The organism is Arthrobacter sp. YAF16, from assembly GCF_052113385.1.
In the GTDB taxonomy this organism is placed as follows: domain Bacteria; phylum Actinomycetota; class Actinomycetes; order Actinomycetales; family Micrococcaceae; genus Arthrobacter.
Genome location: NZ_JBFRDC010000001.1, coordinates 1,549,350 through 1,566,793 on the forward strand (window position 1 = coordinate 1,549,350; position 17,444 = coordinate 1,566,793).

Consider the following 17,444-nt stretch of genomic DNA (forward strand, 5'->3'; position numbering starts at 1 on the left):
GGGGAGCGCGAAGTGGCAACGACCTACTCTCAGCCCTCAGGGATCCTTGAGGCTCCCGTAGTACCCAAATCCAAGGGACGCATCGTCGTCAACTGGATCACCTCCACCGACCACAAGACCATCGGGTACATGTACCTGATCTCGTCCTTCGTGTTCTTCTGCTTCGGCGGCGTTATGGCGCTGCTGATCCGTGCGGAGCTTTTCGAGCCCGGCATGCAGATCCTGCAGACCAAAGAGCAGTACAACCAGCTCTTCACCATGCACGGCACCGTCATGCTGCTGATGTTCGCGACGCCGCTGTTCGCCGGCTTCGCCAACGTGATCATGCCGCTGCAGATCGGTGCCCCCGACGTCGCTTTCCCGCGGCTGAACGCGCTGGCCTTCTGGTTCTTCCTGTTCGGCTCCACGATCGCCGTGTCCGGCTTCATCACCCCGCAGGGTGCGGCGTCGTTCGGCTGGTTCGCCTACGCGCCGCTGTCCAACACGACCTTCAGCCCCGGCGTGGGCGGTGACCTCTGGGTCTTCGGCCTGGCGCTCTCCGGCTTCGGCACCATTCTCGGCGCGGTCAACTTCATCACCACCATCATCTGCATGCGCGCCCCGGGCATGACGATGTGGCGGATGCCGATCTTCACCTGGAACGTTCTGGTCACGGCGATTCTGGTGCTCATGGCGTTCCCGCCGCTGGCCGCCGCCCTCTTCGCCCTCGGCGCGGACCGCCGCTTCGGCGCCCACATCTTCGACCCGGAGAACGGCGGCGCCGTCCTCTGGCAGCACCTGTTCTGGTTCTTCGGCCACCCCGAGGTGTACATCATCGCGCTGCCGTTCTTCGGCATCGTCTCCGAGATCTTCCCGGTCTTCAGCCGCAAGCCGATCTTCGGCTACAAGGGCCTCGTCTATGCGACGATCTCGATTGCCGCACTGTCCGTGACCGTGTGGGCGCACCACATGTACGTCACCGGCTCGGTCCTGCTGCCGTTCTTCTCCTTCATGACGATGCTGATCGCGGTTCCCACCGGCGTGAAGTTCTTCAACTGGATCGGCACCATGTGGCGGGGTTCCATCACCTTCGAAACCCCCATGCTGTGGAGCATCGGCTTCCTGGCCACCTTCCTCTTCGGCGGCCTGACCGGAATCATCCTGGCCTCACCGCCGCTGGACTTCCACGTCTCCGACTCCTACTTCGTCGTGGCGCACTTCCACTACGTGGTCTTCGGCACCGTGGTGTTCGCGATGTTCGCAGGCTTCTACTTCTGGTGGCCGAAGTGGACCGGCAAGATGCTCAACGAGCGTCTCGGCAAGATCCACTTCTGGATGCTCTTCCTGGGCTTCCACGGCACCTTCCTCATCCAGCACTGGCTCGGCGTCGAGGGCATGCCCCGCCGCTACGCGGACTACATGCCGCAGGACAACTTCACCTGGATGAACCAGTTCTCCACCTACTCGTCCTTCCTCCTCGGCGCCTCGCTGATTCCGTTCTTCTGGAACGTGTACATCACCTGGCGCAGCAACGAGAAGGTCACGGTCGATGACCCCTGGGGCTTCGGCGCCTCGCTCGAATGGGCGACGTCTTGCCCGCCGCCGCGTCACAACTTCACCTCGCTGCCGCGGATCCGCTCGGAGCGTCCTGCCCTGGACCTGCACCACCCCGAGCTCTCCCAGTACTACACCGTCGACTCGCCTGCTCCGGCAGCAGCGACGCTCGGTAACGCCGACCAGAAGGATCAGGCCCAGTGAAAATCGAATCAAGGATTTTTGGACTGGGAGTCTTCTTCTTCGTCCCAGTTGCCATCGTCTACGGCTTCATGACGCACTGGTCCGAATGGGTCGGCATCCTGGGTGTCCTGCTGGTTGCAGGCCTGGCCGGTATGATCGGCGCCTACCTGGGCTTCACCGGCCGTCGGGTCGGCATGCGCCCCGAGGACCGCAGCGACGCTGAGATCCACGAGGGCGCGGGCGAGCAGGGCCACTTCAGCCCCTGGAGCTGGTGGCCTCTGGTTCTCGGCCTGGCATGCGCGGGCGGTTTCCTCGGCCTGGCCGTGGGCTTCTGGATCACGTTCATCGCCGGCGGCCTCGCCGTGGTGGCGCTCGTGGGCTGGGTCTATGAGTACAGCCGCGGTGACCACGCGCACTAGCGCCGGACACTGACAGCAACGACGGCGGGCCCCCACCTTTTGGTGGGGGCCCGCCGTCGTTTGCCTGTGCCCAGCGGGCGTGGCGGCCGGTCAGCCGGACTGGGACTCGAGCAGGGCGCAGAGCTCGGTGAGGGCGCGCTCAGCGTCGGCGAGACTTGCATTGTCGGGGACCGTCTCCGGCCGAACCGCCAGCTCCACTTCGCAACCGCAGGCGAAGTCCTCGGTCATGACCTCCAGCAGGGACCGTGCATCCACGCCCGGCCTGCCGTCCTTGCTGATCGTGACGGCGAATCCGGTCTGCGTCACGGCCCGGACAAACGCGGCCGCGGGGCGGGCGTGCAGTCCGATCGAGGCCTGGACGACCGCCTTGCGTGCTGGCAATGGAACTCCTTCAATCGTGACGCGCCGGGCGGTGCCGGCCGGTGCTGGGGCCCCCGGCCAACTGGTCCGGAAACGACAGGCCGGCGGGGCGCATATCCAGCGTAGCCGGGGGAGAAGTCCCGGGCGAACCGGGCAGACCTGGGTGGTCTAGACCTGCTGGGAAAGTGCCTTAGGCTTAAGGGATGAACGATTGCAGCAGGCGCCTCCGTGGGCTCTAACGCGGCCCGGATGGCCGGTGACATTGACCGGACCAGCGGCACCCCCATCTACGTCCAGCTCCGCGAAATCCTCCGCGCCCACATTGCCAGCTCCTGCCCGCCGGGTTCGGCGCTTCCCTCCGAACGGGACCTCTCCGAACGCTTCGGGCTGGCCAGGATGACCGTGCGCCAGGCCATCGACGCGCTCGTGGGCGAAGAAGTGATCGAGCGCGTGGTGGGCCTCGGCACCTTCGTCCGCAAGCCCAAGCTGGACCTCCAGGTCAAACTGACCTCGTATAGCGAGGAGATGCAGCGACGCGGCATGGTCCCGGCCGCCAAGGTGCTCAGCTTTGAACAGATCAACGCCAGCGCCTTTCTGGCCCGCGAACTGCAGCTCGAGGAGGGAACACCCCTCGTGCGGTTCCGGCGACTCCTGCTTGCGGACAGTGAGCCAATGAGCGTGGACGAGAACTTCATCCCCGCGCACCGCGTGCCCGGACTGCTCGACGGCGAGCCGCCGACGTCGCTCTACAACGTCCTGAGCGAGCGGTACGGCTTGGTGATGGAGTGGGGCGAGGACATGATCGAGGCGACGGCTGCGTCTCCGTCCACGGCGCGCCTGCTCAACGTGGAGGTCGGCTCACCGCTGCTGAAGATCCAGCGCCACGCCTTCGTGGCCCGGGCCATGGTCGACTACTCGGTCTCCTACTACCGGGCGGACCGCTACAAGCTCTGGGTGCCGCTGCAGCGCCCCGGCGTCCGTCCCACACGGAACTACGCCTCCGGCTACCGCCCCTGACAACCAGCGCGGAGTCCTTGGAAACGCAGAAAGGCCCGGTCCTGGTGGACCGGGCCTTTCTGTGGACTAATGCCGTGTCTTAGTGGCTGAGGCTCTTCTGCTCCGCAGCCGGTTCGATCGACTCGTGCTCGCCGTGGTGGCCGTGGGCCGCCGCGAGTTCGGCCGGGGTTGCCGGAGCGACCCGGTCCTCGAAGAACCACTTGGAAAGCATCGCGCGACGCTTTTCCTTGCGGTCCACGACGCCGTGGCTGTTCGGCTCGGCCGGAAGCGGCGACGGGGATTCGAAGCCGACCAGCTTGTAGCGCTTGTATTCGTTCAGCGGGGCGTGGACCTCGATGAACTCACCGTGAGGCAGCCGCACGATGCGGCCTGTCTCGCGGCCGTGGAGGGCGATTTCGCGGTCCTTGCGCTGCAGGGCCAGGGCGACGCGCTTCGTGATGATGAAGGCGAGTACCGGGCCAATGAAGAACAGGGCGCGCAGCCAGTAGGTGACGTCGTTCAAGGCCACGTGGAAGTGGGTGGCGATGAGGTCGGAACCAGCAGCAGCCCACATCACGCAGTACCAGACGAAGCCGGCCATGCCGATGGCGGTGCGGGTCGGCGCGTTCCGGGGACGGTCCAGGACGTGGTGCTCGCGGTCGTCCTTGGTGATCCAGCGTTCGATCCACGGGTAGGTGAACATCACGGTGAACAGGATGCCCGCAGGGACCAGCGCCGGCAGCAGCACGTTGAACGTGAAGACGTGGCCGAACCAGACCTGCTCGACGTGCCAGTTCCCGAAGGTGCCCGGCATCAGGCGCAGGGCGCCGTCAACGAAGCCGATGTACCAGTCAGGCTGGGTGCCGGCCGAGACGGGGGAGGGGTCGTACGGGCCGTAGTTCCAGATCGGGTTGATGGTGAAGAAACCGGCCATCAGCGCGATGACGCCGAACACGATGAAGAAGAAGCCGCCGGCCTTCGCCGCATAAACCGGGCCGAGGGGGTAGCCGACGACGTTGCCGTCGTTGCGGCCCGGGCCGGGGTACTGGGTGTGCTTGTGCACGACCACCATAAAGAGGTGCACGACGATCATCAGCAGGATGAGGGCGGGAACCAGCAGGATGTGGAGCATGTACAGGCGCCCGATAATAGCCGTGCCCGGGAATTCGCCGCCGAAGAGGAAGAACGAGATGTAGGTGCCGATCACCGGGATGGACTTGATCACGCCGTCGATGATGCGCAGGCCGTTGCCGGAGAGCAAGTCATCGGGGAGGGAGTAGCCGGTGAAGCCGGCGGCCATGGCGAGGATGAGCAGCACGCTGCCCACCACCCAGTTCATTTCGCGCGGCTTGCGGAAGGCGCCGGTGAAGAAGACCCGAAGCATGTGCACCGAAACCGAGGCTACGAAGAGCAGCGCGGACCAGTGGTGGACCTGGCGCATGAACAGGCCGCCGCGGACATCGAAGGAGATGTTCAGGGACGAGCTGTAGGCCACCGACATTTCGACGTTCTTCAACGGCAGATAGGAACCCTGGTAGTGGGTTTCCGCCATCGACGGGTCGAAGAAGAAGGTCAGGAAGGTGCCGGAGAGCAGCAGAATGACGAAAGAGTACAGGGCCACTTCGCCGAACATGAAGGACCAGTGGTCCGGGAAGACCTTGCGGCCGAATTCCCGGAGCATTCCGGAACCGCCCACGCGCTGGTCAACAAAATCGGTAATGCGGCCGCCCTTGGTCTTGGCGACGAAGGGGGAGGCGTTAGGGGTTGATGTTGCGCTCATGCTCAGCACGCTCCCAATAGCTAGGTCCAACGGGTTCATGGAAGTCGCTCGTAGCGTAAAGGTAGCCCTCGTCGTCTACGGCGATGGGCAGCTGCGGGAGCGGCCGGCTGGCCGGGCCGAAGATAACCTTGCATTCCTGGGTCAGGTCGAAGGTTGACTGGTGGCACGGGCACAGCAGGTGGTGGGTCTGCTGCTCGTAGAGGGCAACAGGGCAACCAACGTGGGTGCAGATCTTGGAGTAGGCAACGATTCCGTTGTAGCTCCAGTCCTCGCGGCCCGGGGAGGGCTTGAGGGACTCGGGGTTAAGGCGCATGAGCAGGACGACGGACTTCGCCTTCTCGTTCAACTTGCCTTCTTCGAGCTCGTTGAGCCCTTCCGGGATGACGTGGAAAGCCGAGCCGATGGTGACGTCCGAGGCCTTGATGGGGGTGCCATCGGGGTCGCGGGTGAGACGCTTGGTCTTGCCGCCAACCGGGGCCCACATGGTGTGCGCCAGCTTGTTGTCCGGGCGGGGACCGAGGTCGCCGAAGACGGCCAGGGCCGGCAGCGGCGCCAGGGCGACGGCCCCAAGCAGGGTGTTGCGGATCAGCGGGCGGCGCTTGATGCCGGTTTCCTCGACGATGTCGTCGACAATCCGGACAGCGGCCAGGCGGTCCTCTTCGGTGCGGATGGCGTGGCGCTCTTCCGACACTTCGTGGTCCGGCATAAGGGCCTTGGCCCAGTGCACGATGCCGGTGCCGATGCCCAGCATGGCAAAGGCGGTGCCGATACCCAGCAGCATGTTCTGCAGCCGGATAGTGGCGATCGAGGAGTCATTTCCAAGATCGATGGCGAAGTACGCCACCAGGAATATCAGGGTGCCAACGACCGAGGCGCCGAACAGAATGGCCACCTGCCGTTCCGCTCGCTTGGCGGCCCTCGGGTCCGTGTCAGCCAGGCGCAAACGATGCGGAGGAATTCCAGGATCCTGGAACTTCTCCACCTCATTCTGACCAGCCGTAGCTACGGTGCCCGAGTGGTTCGGACTGCCGTCACTATGGTTGCCCATAATTCGCCTCATCCTTCTCTCGTCTCGACCAGTGTCGAGTTAGTTTTCAATTCAAACTGCTGACGGATCAGCAGAAAATTCTTACAGGTGCCGCGGTCCGTCTAGGACGTCCGCGAAGTCAGCCAGATGGTGAAGGCGATGATGACGCCCAGGCCGGCAATCCAAACAAACAGGCCTTCGGAGACGGGACCCAGGGCGCCCAGGTCGTTGCCGCCGGGGGAGCCGTTGGCTTCGATCTGCTTCAGGAAGGTGATGATGTCACGCTTGCCTTCGGGGGAGACGTTGGCGTCGGAGAAGACCGGCATGTTCTGCGGGCCGGTGACCATGGCTTCGTAGATGTGCTTGCCGGAGACGTCAGCGAGAGCCGGGGCGAACTTGCCCCGGGTAAGCGCGCCGCCGGCTGCAGCAGCGTTGTGGCACATGGCGCAGTTGGTGCGGAACAGCTCGCCACCCTTGGCGGCGTCGCCCCTCTCATCGAGAACACCTGCCTCGGGGATGGACGGGCCGGGGCCGAGCGAAGCGACGTAAGCCGCGAGCTGGTGGGTCTGCTCCTCGTTGAACTGGGCGGGCTTCTTGTAAGCCTGCGGGCCGTTCATCTGCATGGGCATACGGCCGGTGCCAACCTGGAAGTCAACGGCGGCGGCGCCGACGCCGACGAGCGACGGTCCGGCCTGCGAGCCACTGGCACCCATGCCGTGGCAGGTGGCGCAGTTGGCGGCGAACAGCTTGCCGCCCTCTTCTGCGTCGCTTGCACTGAAGCTCGTGGTGTCGGCCTTGGCCTGGTTGACGGTGGTGGCGACGGCGTACAGCCCACCAGTGATGAGGAGGCCCATCAGCAACAGTGCAACTGCTGCCAGTGGGTGACGTCGCTTCTGCGAGAGTGCCTTCACGTGGTGGTTCCTTTATTCGATCCTGCGTTGGCTCCGGGAGCCGCTTCTTGAAATTCTATCTCTTGTAGAAAGAGAGACAAGTGGGGCTACTTGAGGACGTAGATGACCAGGAAGAGGCCAATCCATACGACGTCGACGAAGTGCCAGTAGTACGAGGTGACGATCGCGGAGGTTGCCTCAAAGTGTCCGAACTTCTTCGCTGCGAAGGAGCGTCCGATGATGAGCAGGAAGGCAATCAGGCCGCCGATGACGTGCAGGCCGTGGAAGCCGGTGGTCATGTAGAACGCGGAACCGTAGGCGTTGGAAGAGAGCGAGACGTGCTCGGAGACGAGCATGGCGTACTCGGTCGCCTGGCCGGCCACGAAGAACGCACCCATGATGAATGTGAGTGTGAACCACTCGTTCATTCCCCAGCGGGTGAAGCTCAGGGGCCCGCCGAGCCTGCGCGGCTGGAGCCGTTCGGCGGCGAAGACGCCCATCTGGCAAGTAAAGGAACTGGCCACGAGGACGATCGTGTTTACGAGCGCAAAGGGGAAGTTGAGCTTGGCTGTCTCTTCGGCCCACATCTGTCCGGAAGTCGAACGGAGTGTGAAGTACATGGCAAAGAGACCGGCGAAGAACATCAACTCACTGGACAGCCAGACGACGGTTCCAACGGAAACCATGTTCGGGCGATTCAGCGTCGGGTGCGCCGGGGTACTGGGGGCATGGGTCGCAGATGTCACATAGACATTATGTCTGTAAAAGTCCGTCCTGCCCAACGCAACCCGCGTTTTGGGGGGACTTTTTCTACAAAGACGCGAAATCGCGGGGAAAAGTTCCGGGACCCCTTCGCATTGGGCATTGCAGCCCCCGGCTCGATAGCATCAGAACGTGACTTCTCAGGCATCTGCACAGGCTGTAGGCAAGACTTGGCCGCGCCTCATTGGCGCCCTCATCCTCGGCACGAACCTCAGCGCCGGCGATACTGAGTGGGCGATGAACTCCATCATGTCCGGCGAAGCTACGCCGGCCCAGGTGGCCGGCTTCCTGGTGGCGCTGCGCGCCAAGGGTGAGACGGTGGAAGAACTCACGGGCCTCGTCGAGGCGATGATCGACTCCGCCAAACCGATCGAGATCGCGGGTCAAAAGCTGGACATCGTCGGCACCGGCGGAGACCAACTGAATACTGTCAACATCTCCACCATGGCCGCTCTCGTCTCGGCCGGAGCGGGCGCCAAGGTGGTCAAGCACGGTGGCCGGGCGGCGTCGTCGAGCTCGGGCTCCGCCGACGTGCTGGAGGCGCTGGGTGTCCGGCTGGACCTTCCCATCCCGCGGGTAGCCCGGAACGCCGAAGAGGCTGGAATCACCTTTTGCTTTGCGCAGGTCTTCCACCCCTCAATGCGGTATGCCGCCGTCGCGCGCCGCGAGCTGGGTGTCCCCACGGCCTTCAACTTCCTGGGACCGATGACCAACCCGGCGCACGTCCAGGCGTCCGCCGTCGGCGTCGCTAATGAACGGATGGCGCCGCTGGTGGCCGGCGTGCTTGCCAAGCGCGGCAGCCGAGGCCTGGTGTTCCGCGGCAACGACGGGCTGGACGAGCTGACCACCACGGGTCCGTCGCGGATCTGGGAAATCCGCGACGGCAAGGTTATTGAGCAGGAATTCGACCCCCGCGATCTTGGTATCCGCCAGGCGACTGTCGAGGAACTGCGCGGCGGCGACGCTGCCGCCAACGCCGCCGTCGTCCGCTCGGTGCTTGCCGGAAAGCCTGGCCCGGCACGGGATGCCACGCTGCTGAACGCCGCTGCCGGTCTGGTGTCGTTCGACCTGGACGCCTCGGGTCCGCTGACCGAACGGATGGCAGCTGCGATGAAGCGGGCCGAGGAGTCCGTCGATTCGGGCGCGGCAGCCGCGGTGCTGGACCGCTGGGTCGCACTCTCCCGCGACTAATTTCCCTCCGGCTGGCGGCGCTCCGTGCCCGCTGGGCCGGCTACTGTTCGAAGCCCAAGGCGAACGCCGCGTCGAGGTCGTGCTGCGAGTAGGCGCGGAAGGCGATGTGCGTGGTGGTGTGCACCACGGCCGGGACCTTGGAGAGCTTGTCCGCGATGACGTCGGCGAGCTCCTCGTGCTTGGCGACGCGTGCGATTGCGATCAGGTCCCATTCGCCGGTCACGGAATAGACCTCGCTGATGCCGGGAATCGCGGAGATTTTTTCAGCCGTCTCCGGGATGGCGGAAGCGTCTGTCTTGATCAGGACGAAAGCGGTGATCACGTGGGGGCCTTTCGGATCTGGTGCGCCGTTGCTGGCTTGTTGATTGGCCCCATTGAGGCCGTGCCATCTGCTTGCAAGCCTAGTGCATCAGCTCCGCCGGCGCCCTGCCCGGAGACGCCGTGTGGCCGCGAACAAAAGGCGGTAGCCGAGCAGGAAAACGGCCAGGCTGAGCAGCGCCACGATCACGAACGGCAGCACCACAACCTGCCCGGTGAGGGCCCGGAGCAGCATGCCGACCGCCACCGTGCCGAGCCAGACCGCGACGCCGGCCGGCCAGAGCGCCAGGGGACCCCGCCACAGGCGCAGGGCGAGCCATGCGACGGCGGCGCCGGCGAGGAACGGCCAGGCCGTCGCCACGACCCCGGTGATGATCTCGCCACGCTGATGGGCGTCGCGTCCGATCGCGGCGAAGAGCAGGATCAGGACGGCGTCGCCGGCGGCGGCCAGCAGGGCCACTCGTGCATTCGATGGCGGTGGGGGGACCGGGGAAGTGTTGGCTGGCATACCTCCAGCCTAGCTGCGGCCATTGCGGGACGCCGTCGCGGCCTAGCATGATGACCTGAGGAACCACAGCTGCCAGCAAGGAGATGATCATGACAACGCTGTCGGATCGGCCCAACACGGCCTTGATGGTGATCGATGTGCAGAACGGGGTGGTGGAAGGCGCCCACGAGCGCGATTCCGTCGTTGCGAAGATCGCCGAACTCGTCGACAAGGCTCGTGCGGCCGCCGTCCCGATCATCTGGGTCCAGCATTCGGATGCGGAGCTGGAGCGGGGGAGCGAGGCCTGGCAGTATGTTCCTGAGCTGTTCCGGGCGGAGCACGAACCGCTGGTGCACAAGTCCTACGGTGATTCCTTCGAGGCTACGGACCTTGAAGATGTGCTCGCCGCTGCCGGCGTCGGGCGAATCCTCGTTGCGGGAGCGCAAACGGACGAGTGCATCCGATCCACCATCCACGGGGCGTTTGTGCGTGGCTACGACGTGACCCTGGTGGGTGATGCGCACACCACAGAGGATCTTTCGGCTTGGGGCGCACCGCCGCCGGAGCTGGTGATCGCCCACACAAACCTCTACTGGCAAAACCAGTCGGCGCCGGGGCGTGCGGCGGGCGTCGTGGCGACCAATACAGTGATGTTCGACTGATCCCGGAGCATAGGATCGTCTGATGGCCCGCCTCATTGTTCCAGACATCCGTTACCACTCCTCCTGGCTGGAGGGAGCAGCAGAGTTCGACGGTGCCCACAGGGACGGCGGCGGCGCCGAGGACTGGCCGCTGGATGATCTCAAGGACACCGCCACCTTCCGCCGCTTCGTCGGTGCGCTCGTCAACAACGCGTTACCGGAGACCCCCCGGAAGCCCGGATACGTCCCGTGCACCTACCTGTGGATTGTGGACGGCGACACCTTCCTGGGCTCGCTGGCCATTAGGCATGAGCTGAACAGTTTCCTCCTCAACGAGGGCGGCCACATCGGCTACAGCGTCAGGCCGTCCGCACGGCGCCGCGGTCACGCAGCCAAGGCACTGGCCGACGCCCTGCCGGTGGCGAAGGAACTCGGAATTTCCCGGGTCCTGATCACTTGCGACGAGGACAACGCCGGATCCAGGGCGACCATCGAACGCAACGGCGGCGTCTACGAAGACACCCGCAACGGCAAGCGGCGCTACTGGGTCGAGACAGACGAGCAGGGCGCGCCGGCACTGCCCTGAGGCCTGGCTTTAGAGATTTTTGGCGGCTCCGTAATTTCTGGCCACGCCCGGGAAACCTTATATCTAGCGGGACGATTAGCCCGCCTTCACAGATATTGGGGGTAACAAAAATGAAATCCAATCGTGCCGGGTACATCACCGCAGTAACAATGGCCGGTCTTGCCGCCAGCCTCGTCCTGGCCGGCTGTGGGCCACAGCCAGGGGCTGCTCCCGCAGCCGCGCCGAACGTGGCAGTGACAGACGCCACCACTTCCTCTACGGTGCTGGCCGCTTCGCCGCTGTCCACTCCGGGGACCGCAAACTCTGCGACCTCGCCTGCCGCTTCGCCCACCAGAGCGGGCGGGGCCGCACCGACTCACGCGCCGGCGGCAAAGCCCGCGCCCAGCAGCCTCAAGACGTTCACCTTCCCTGACGGGCATATCTCCTTCGACTACCCGGGGTCGTGGACGGTGCGGACAGCGCTTCCTCCGGCGGGGCCTCCCGGTGTCGAAGCTCTTGTTTCGGACGGCGCCGGCAACGATCTGCTTCTCATGGCCAACGGCGTTCCCGTGGGCTGTGCCGGGGGCCCGGTGTCGCGACGGGTGTTGGATCAGGCGGAGGTCGCGGGCATGGCGGCACCGAATGGTTCCGGCCCGGTCTTCGGGTTCTCCGTTGAATCTTATGGTGCCGGTGCCGGCGACGCCTACTTCATGGGCCTGGTCGATCCTCGGTCGCTGAAGCAGGGCGACGGGGTGCCCTCCTGGTGCAACGTTGTGTCGACTGACAACGGCGGCTTGGTCACCCGTGTGCTCTTCGACGACCCCGCATTCAAGAACCGGGGAGCGGCTAAGGCGTGGATGGCCACGGAACAATATGCACAACTCAAAGCGCTGCTGGTCAGCCTGAACTACCACTAGCTCCCGCGCTGGGGCGGCCCGCCGGTTGGGGGACCGGCGGGCAGTCCGCATCCCGGACGCTGCAGCGTTCCATGGGTAGGCTTTTCCCACCATCGTTCTCGACGAAACCCCGGCGCGCCGGGTCGACGGTCAGACGTTGAATGAATTCGAACCGCATGAGGACAAGGGGACCAGTGCTGGGGTTAGTTCTGTGACGCGTCTCGTTTGGTGGGGGCGGACGTATTTCGCCTTCCAGGCTTTCGCCGGTGCGTCCTGGTGGATTGCGGTTCTGGTGTCCCCGGCCATCCGCCTGGCGACCCTCGGCAATCTTGATGCCGCCGCCGTCGCGGTCTTCGACATTCCCCTATTTGTCGTGGCTTCAGCCCTCGCCGCTTTTGGTATCCGGGCCGCCGCAGTGGTGAGTGTCAGCTGGACCGGACTGGTCGCCTTCGTGCTGGCGGCATATGCCACCATAACGGCCGAGGCCGGCTGGGGTGTGGTGACCATGGGTGCGGCCTTCGCTGGTTCAGTGATCGCGCTTTGCGCGGTGCTTCTGGGGCGCATACCGACCGCATGGATCATCCGCGGGCCCTTCGCATTCCGCCCGGCCGCCCGCCGCCCGGCAGCAGTAAGCCATGTCGCCGCAACATTCGGGCAGATCGTCATATTTTGGGGCTTCTTCCTGGCCGTCGTTCCTTTTGCCCTCGCGTTCCTCGAACAACGGTGGGCGGTGGCCCTTCCATTTCCGCCGGTTGCAAATCCAGCCGGCGCCATGGTCCTGCTACTTGCTAGCGCTCTTGGCATCTGGTCGGCCATCGTCATGTCCACGTTGGGGCACGGCACGCCGCTGCCATCGGCGATGCCCAACCGGCTGGTTATCGTGGGCCCGTATCGCTGGATCCGCAATCCGATGGCGGTCGCAGGGATTGTCCAGGGCGCCGCGGTAGGCGTGATGATGCAGTCGTGGCTGGTTATTGCCTACGCAGTCGCCGGCTCGCTCGTGTGGATGAATTTCAGCAGTATTGCGACACGGTCCGCTGCTGGATCCCGCACATGACGACGGCGAGACGCACCCAGCCGGGCACGCCGTAGCTGTCGGCCCGAACCCGGCGCCGGGGGGCGAGGGCTACTGGGACCCGGCGTAGGCTGTGCCCATGATTTCCCTCCGCCGGCGCCGCTTGGAAACTGGCATGTGGGCTCTAGGAGTCCTGGTCTCCGTTGGCCTAACAGCATGGGGACTCTGGCTCACCGCTTTCCTCTTCGGATATTCCGATGGTTTTAAACGCGAAAGGTCCGGCCATACGCTGATCTTCCTGGGCGCTGTTGCGTCCGCTGCGGCGGGGGGCTGGGCACGGTTTCGGGGTTTTGGCTGGCCAGGGACGCTCGCCGTCGGCGCCACGGCACTGCTGGTTGGCTGGACCGATCTCGCGGCACCGGACGGCTTGCTGCCTCATCTTGCTGGAGTCATTGCGGTGCCCGCCACAGTAATCGGGTTGGTTGTTGGCCTGCCGGTTATCTGGCAGGGGAGAGGGCCGCAGGACCGAACCCCTTAGCGGCATGCTTTCCTTCACGAAGGTCTTGTGTGGCGAGCGGCGCCGCAAACATCAAAGGTGGTTCGTACTGAGCTGGCTTCGTGGGAACTGCCATTCGGCCGTCGTCGGTACTATTCATTCATGACGATCCAGGGGGAGGGAAGTCCCGGCCCGTTCGTTCGCCGCGGCCTGCGGGTTTCTAGTCTGGGTGGCCGTGGTGGTCGCCGCTGGAGCGTTTGCCCTTGGTCTCGTTCCCGAAGTCGTTGTGACCTCCATGGCCGTGGGCCTCCTGGTGGGCCAATTCGTATCCAAAGATGAACGGGCGCCGTCCGATGTCAGCGGCAGTTTTTCCTGGTGGAAACGGAGGGCGCGCGGCGCCTTCTACACAGCCTGGTGGGTATTGATACTTCTACTCGGCGTGCTCATCAACGTGATCTCCCGGGCCGGCTTCGGCTGGGAGGCATTCGGCGTTCTGGCCGTTATGGCGTGGCCGCTATGGGTTGTCGTGCGAAATCCACCTGAGCGGCCTTGGGACCCATGGCGTCTCACCCCGTAACCAGGCGAAGCCCCTCCTGGCAATTTTCCGTTTACTTGACATAATGTTGATTATCGGCGTTACGTTAAGGGCCGGAAGTGGGCTTCCATAGTGCCGACCGCGGTTGCTGTCCGTCGCCTGGTGCACCGGCTGCGCCGGGATGAAGCAGCCGGGACATTTCCGCCGGGAGGAAGCAGCCGGGATGCCGCTGCGCGGTGCGACCTTGGAGCCGCCGGAGACATTCCAGCGCCGATGCGCGAAGCCAGTGCCACAGGCTGCGAATTTGCTGCCTCTGCGCTGGTTGGTTGCAAATTTGCATTTCTTGTCCATGGTCACTTTATTAGCCGACCTCGTGTCAATTCGGCGGACAACGTCGCCACCTGACGTGCCAGGAAGATCCCGAGCAATTAGCGGATATCAGAACAACAATTTCGCCATAATGCGGAAATTGCGCTGTCCGGCCACGCGGCTTGGGCGGCAGTTCGCCACAGCCCTCAGCCGGACACCGGACTAGTTGAAAGCCAGGGAGCGCCGGGAAGCCAGGTGAAAGCAGGGTGCCGGCCGCGGAGACATCCATGTCAGAAGAACGTGCCGGCAAACAGGCTGGAGTGACTTCAGGGGGCTACTCCCCCGGACTATTTGATAAATTATCAATTGCTAATGCATTAGCATAAACCCGACATAAAGAAATCGAAAACCCTCTGCAATGTTTGATTTTCACATATAGGTAAGATCCGGATCTCATCGAGTATCCATGCCGCGCTTAAATGACCCAGGCAGAGCCCGCGCTCACTCTCCGACGTAGGCCGCCAGATGTTCCCCGGTCAACGTGGACTTCGCGGCAACCAGCTCGGCGGGCGTGCCCTCGAAGACGATCCGGCCGCCGTCGTGTCCGGCGCCGGGGCCCAGGTCGATGATCCAGTCGGCGTGTGCCATGACCGCCTGGTGGTGCTCGATGACGATCACCGACTTGCCGGAATCGACCAGCCGGTCCAGCAGCCCGAGCAGGTTCGCGACGTCGGCCAGGTGCAGGCCCGTTGTCGGTTCGTCGAGGACGTAGACGTCCCCCTTCTCCGCCATCTGGGTGGCCAGCTTGAGCCGCTGCCGTTCGCCGCCGGACAGGGTGGTGAGCGGCTGGCCGAGGCTGAGGTAGCCGAGTCCGACGTCCACGAGCCGGTCGAGGATCTTGTGCGCCGCCGGCGTGCGGGCCTCGCCGTCGCCAAAGAACAGCTCCGCCTCGGTCATCGACATCGCCAGGACTTCAGCGATGTTGCGGCCGGCCAGCTTGTATTCCAGCACTGATGCCAGGAACCTGCGGCCCTCGCAGTCCTCGCAGGTGGACTCGACAGTGGCCATAACGCCAAGCTCCGTGAAGATCACGCCCGCGCCGTTGCAGGTGGGGCAGGCGCCTTCGGAGTTGGAGCTGAACAGCGCCGGCTTCACGCCGTTGGCCTTTGCGAACGCCTTGCGGATCGGTTCAAGCAGGCCCGTGTACGTCGCAGGGTTGCTGCGCCGTGAACCCTTGATGGCGCTCTGGTCGATCAGCACCACGCCGTCCCGGCCGGCCACCGAGCCCTGGATCAGCGAGCTTTTGCCGGATCCGGCGACCCCCGTGAGCACGCAAAGCACCCCGAGCGGGAGGTCGACGTCGACGTCCCGGAGGTTGTTCGTCGACGCGCCGCGCACCTCAAGCGAGCCTGACGGAGTACGCGCCGCATCCTTGACCGTCGCCCGGTCGTCGAGGTGGTGGCCGGTGATGGTGTCACTGCGCCGCAGGCCCTCCACACTTCCTTCGAAGCAGACACTGCCGCCCCCGGTGCCCGCCCCGGGACCGAGGTCAACGACGTGGTCGGCGATCGCGATCGTCTCCGGCTTGTGCTCGACGACGAGCACGGTGTTGCCCTTGTCACGGAGCTGCAGCAGTAGCTGGTTCATCCGCTCGATGTCATGCGGGTGCAGGCCGATCGTCGGCTCGTCGAAGACGTACGTGATGTCGGTCAGCGAGGACCCCAGGTGCCGGATCATCTTGGTCCGCTGGGCCTCTCCCCCGGACAAAGTCCCCGCCGGCCGATCCAGCGAAAGGTAGCCCAGCCCGATTTCCGCAAACGAATCGAGCAGGTGCCGCAGGCCCTTAAGGAGCGGCTCGACCGAGGGCTCGTCGAGCTCGCGGACCCACACGGCCAGGTCACTGATCTGCATCTCGCACAATTCGGCGATGTTCTTCCCCCGGATCTTCGAGGACCGTGCCTCCTTGCTGAGCCGGGTGCCGTTGCACTCCGGGCAGGCCTGGAAGGTAATGGCACGCTCGACGAAGGCCCGGACGTGCGGCTGCATCGCCTCGACATCCTTGGAAAGCATCGATTTTTGGATCTTCGGGATCAGGCCCTCATAGGTGAGGTTGATGCCCTCGACCTTGATCTTGGTCGGCTCCTTGTAGAGCAGGTCGTTCATTTCCTTCTTGGTGTATTTCGCGATCGGCTTGTCCATGTCGAAACCGGCGCCGCTGAAGATGCGGCCGTACCAGCCGTCCATGCTGTACCCGGGGATCGTCAGCGCGCCCTCGGCCAGCGACTTGGTCTCGTCATAGAGCGCCGTGAGGTCGAAGTCGGAGACCGAGCCCATCCCCTCGCACCGCGGGCACATGCCGCCCAGGTAGACGGCGCCGTGCACCACACTCTTCTCAACCCTCCCCCCGGCTTTTTCGGTGCTCATCACCCCGCTGGCCTTCCTCGTCGGGACGTTGAAGGAGAACGCCGTGGGAGGCCCCACGTGCGGTGTCCCGAGCCGGCTGAAGAGGATGCGGAGCATGGCGTTGGCGTCGGTGGCGGTGCCGACGGTGGAGCGCGGGTTCGCGCCCATCCGTTCCTGGTCGACGATAATCGCCGTCGTCAGCCCCTCCATCAGGTCGACGTCGGGCCGCGCCAGGTTGGGCATGAAGCCCTGCACAAAGGCGCTGTACGTTTCGTTGATCATCCGTTGCGACTCGGCGGCGATCGTGGCGAACACCAGCGAGCTCTTACCCGAGCCGGAAACACCGGTGAACACGGTCAACCGGCGCTTCGGAATTTCAACGCTGATGTCCTTGAGGTTGTTCTCCCGGGCGCCCTGCACACGGATGAGGTCGTGGGTGTCGGCGACGTGCGGCGCCAGCCGCGGGTCCGTCTCCGTGTCCGCGTTCGTGTTGGTCGCCATGCTCATCGTGTCTCCCTCTGTTCGGCCTGGCCGCCCCCGCGCATCCGACGGCGTCGCCTCGCTCGATGTGAACAGCTTAGAACAGACGATGGGGTTATCCTCCGCCGCGCTGGCCGCACGCCCCCGGCATGCATTGT

Annotated in this window: 16 protein-coding genes; 8 read left to right on the top strand and 8 right to left on the bottom strand. The window is 64.7% G+C overall.

The features are described from left to right. Positions 1-12 precede the first annotated feature (12 nt). Together ctaD and AB4Y91_RS07230 are read left to right on the top strand one after the other, a co-directional pair. The gene (ctaD, locus tag AB4Y91_RS07225; protein ID WP_441417761.1) at positions 13-1,737 is read left to right on the top strand and encodes an aa3-type cytochrome oxidase subunit I; all 1,725 of its coding nucleotides are present in this window, start codon (positions 13-15) and stop codon (positions 1,735-1,737) included. Beyond that, a complete protein-coding gene (locus AB4Y91_RS07230; RefSeq protein ID WP_441417762.1) occupies positions 1,734-2,135 on the top strand; it encodes a cytochrome c oxidase subunit 4 in 402 nt (133 codons plus the stop codon). The genes ctaD and AB4Y91_RS07230 overlap by 4 nt, the downstream gene beginning before the upstream one ends. A 90-nt stretch (positions 2,136-2,225) precedes the next feature. Here the strand turns inward: AB4Y91_RS07230 and AB4Y91_RS07235 are convergent, their stop codons facing one another. Further along, positions 2,226-2,516: an HPr family phosphocarrier protein gene (locus AB4Y91_RS07235; RefSeq protein ID WP_441417763.1), complete on the bottom strand. Its 291-nt coding sequence runs from the start codon at positions 2,514-2,516 to the stop codon at positions 2,226-2,228. Positions 2,517-2,744: 228 nt separating this feature from the next. Here AB4Y91_RS07235 and AB4Y91_RS07240 point away from each other — a divergent pair, with 228 nt between their 5' ends. Next, a complete protein-coding gene (locus AB4Y91_RS07240) occupies positions 2,745-3,512 on the top strand; it encodes a GntR family transcriptional regulator (RefSeq protein ID WP_441417882.1) in 768 nt (255 codons plus the stop codon). A 79-nt stretch (positions 3,513-3,591) separates the two neighbouring features. On the opposite strand, the gene qcrB is transcribed toward AB4Y91_RS07240, so the two are convergent. The 4 genes from qcrB to ctaE form a co-directional block, all read right to left on the bottom strand. Continuing rightward, on the bottom strand, positions 3,592-5,271 hold the full coding sequence (qcrB, locus tag AB4Y91_RS07245; protein ID WP_441417764.1) for a cytochrome bc1 complex cytochrome b subunit: 1,680 nt from the start codon (positions 5,269-5,271) through the stop codon (positions 3,592-3,594). Then, complete coding sequence (gene qcrA / locus AB4Y91_RS07250) at positions 5,249-6,319, bottom strand: cytochrome bc1 complex Rieske iron-sulfur subunit (protein WP_441417765.1); 1,071 nt, start codon at positions 6,317-6,319, stop codon at positions 5,249-5,251. The genes qcrB and qcrA overlap by 23 nt, the downstream gene beginning before the upstream one ends. 101 nt (positions 6,320-6,420) lie before the next feature. Further along, complete coding sequence (gene qcrC, locus AB4Y91_RS07255; protein ID WP_441417766.1) at positions 6,421-7,209, bottom strand: cytochrome bc1 complex diheme cytochrome c subunit; 789 nt, start codon at positions 7,207-7,209, stop codon at positions 6,421-6,423. An 86-nt stretch (positions 7,210-7,295) separates the two neighbouring features. Further along, on the bottom strand, positions 7,296-7,970 hold the full coding sequence (ctaE, locus tag AB4Y91_RS07260) for an aa3-type cytochrome oxidase subunit III (RefSeq protein WP_217500973.1): 675 nt from the start codon (positions 7,968-7,970) through the stop codon (positions 7,296-7,298). Between the two features lie 112 nt (positions 7,971-8,082). Here ctaE and trpD point away from each other — a divergent pair, with 112 nt between their 5' ends. Continuing rightward, positions 8,083-9,141, top strand: coding sequence for an anthranilate phosphoribosyltransferase (trpD, locus tag AB4Y91_RS07265; protein WP_441417767.1), 1,059 nt, complete (start codon positions 8,083-8,085; stop codon positions 9,139-9,141). Between the two features lie 40 nt (positions 9,142-9,181). Here trpD and AB4Y91_RS07270 read toward each other — a convergent pair whose 3' ends face one another. Beyond that, a complete protein-coding gene (locus AB4Y91_RS07270; RefSeq protein ID WP_146337532.1) occupies positions 9,182-9,463 on the bottom strand; it encodes an Lrp/AsnC family transcriptional regulator in 282 nt (93 codons plus the stop codon). Positions 9,464-9,550: 87 nt separating this feature from the next. Then, entirely contained in the window at positions 9,551-9,967 is a 417-nt protein-coding gene (locus AB4Y91_RS07275) for a DUF3054 domain-containing protein (RefSeq protein ID WP_441417768.1), read from the bottom strand. 89 nt (positions 9,968-10,056) lie between these two features. On the opposite strand from AB4Y91_RS07275, the gene AB4Y91_RS07280 reads away from it, so the two are divergent. From AB4Y91_RS07280 to AB4Y91_RS07295, 4 genes are all read left to right on the top strand, one after another. Beyond that, the gene (locus AB4Y91_RS07280; protein ID WP_441417769.1) at positions 10,057-10,608 is read left to right on the top strand and encodes a cysteine hydrolase family protein; all 552 of its coding nucleotides are present in this window, start codon (positions 10,057-10,059) and stop codon (positions 10,606-10,608) included. Positions 10,609-10,630: 22 nt separating this feature from the next. Then, positions 10,631-11,173, top strand: a complete 543-nt coding sequence (locus AB4Y91_RS07285; RefSeq protein ID WP_441417770.1) for a GNAT family N-acetyltransferase — start codon at positions 10,631-10,633, stop codon at positions 11,171-11,173. A gap of 608 nt (positions 11,174-11,781) precedes the next feature. Continuing rightward, positions 11,782-12,069, top strand: a complete 288-nt coding sequence (locus AB4Y91_RS07290; protein WP_441417771.1) for a hypothetical protein — start codon at positions 11,782-11,784, stop codon at positions 12,067-12,069. A 136-nt stretch (positions 12,070-12,205) separates the two neighbouring features. After that, complete coding sequence (locus AB4Y91_RS07295) at positions 12,206-13,105, top strand: isoprenylcysteine carboxylmethyltransferase family protein (RefSeq protein WP_441417772.1); 900 nt, start codon at positions 12,206-12,208, stop codon at positions 13,103-13,105. Positions 13,106-14,904: 1,799 nt separating this feature from the next. On the opposite strand, the gene AB4Y91_RS07300 is transcribed toward AB4Y91_RS07295, so the two are convergent. Further along, on the bottom strand, positions 14,905-17,313 hold the full coding sequence (locus tag AB4Y91_RS07300) for an ATP-binding cassette domain-containing protein (RefSeq protein WP_441417773.1): 2,409 nt from the start codon (positions 17,311-17,313) through the stop codon (positions 14,905-14,907). Positions 17,314-17,444 lie beyond the last annotated feature (131 nt).

What these genes read in the sequence shown, in the direction of transcription:
- AB4Y91_RS07240 (WP_441417882.1), top strand. Translation starts at nt 2,745, where the DNA reads ATGGCCGGTGACATTGACCGGACCAGCGGCACCCCCATCTACGTCCAG.
- qcrB (WP_441417764.1), bottom strand. Translation starts at nt 5,271, where the DNA reads ATGAGCGCAACATCAACCCCTAACGCCTCCCCCTTCGTCGCCAAGACC.
- qcrA (WP_441417765.1), bottom strand. Translation starts at nt 6,319, where the DNA reads ATGGGCAACCATAGTGACGGCAGTCCGAACCACTCGGGCACCGTAGCT.
- AB4Y91_RS07275 (WP_441417768.1), bottom strand. Translation starts at nt 9,967, where the DNA reads ATGCCAGCCAACACTTCCCCGGTCCCCCCACCGCCATCGAATGCACGA.
- AB4Y91_RS07280 (WP_441417769.1), top strand. Translation starts at nt 10,057, where the DNA reads ATGACAACGCTGTCGGATCGGCCCAACACGGCCTTGATGGTGATCGAT.
- AB4Y91_RS07285 (WP_441417770.1), top strand. Translation starts at nt 10,631, where the DNA reads ATGGCCCGCCTCATTGTTCCAGACATCCGTTACCACTCCTCCTGGCTG.
- AB4Y91_RS07290 (WP_441417771.1), top strand. Translation starts at nt 11,782, where the DNA reads ATGGCGGCACCGAATGGTTCCGGCCCGGTCTTCGGGTTCTCCGTTGAA.
- AB4Y91_RS07300 (WP_441417773.1), bottom strand. Translation starts at nt 17,313, where the DNA reads ATGAGCATGGCGACCAACACGAACGCGGACACGGAGACGGACCCGCGG.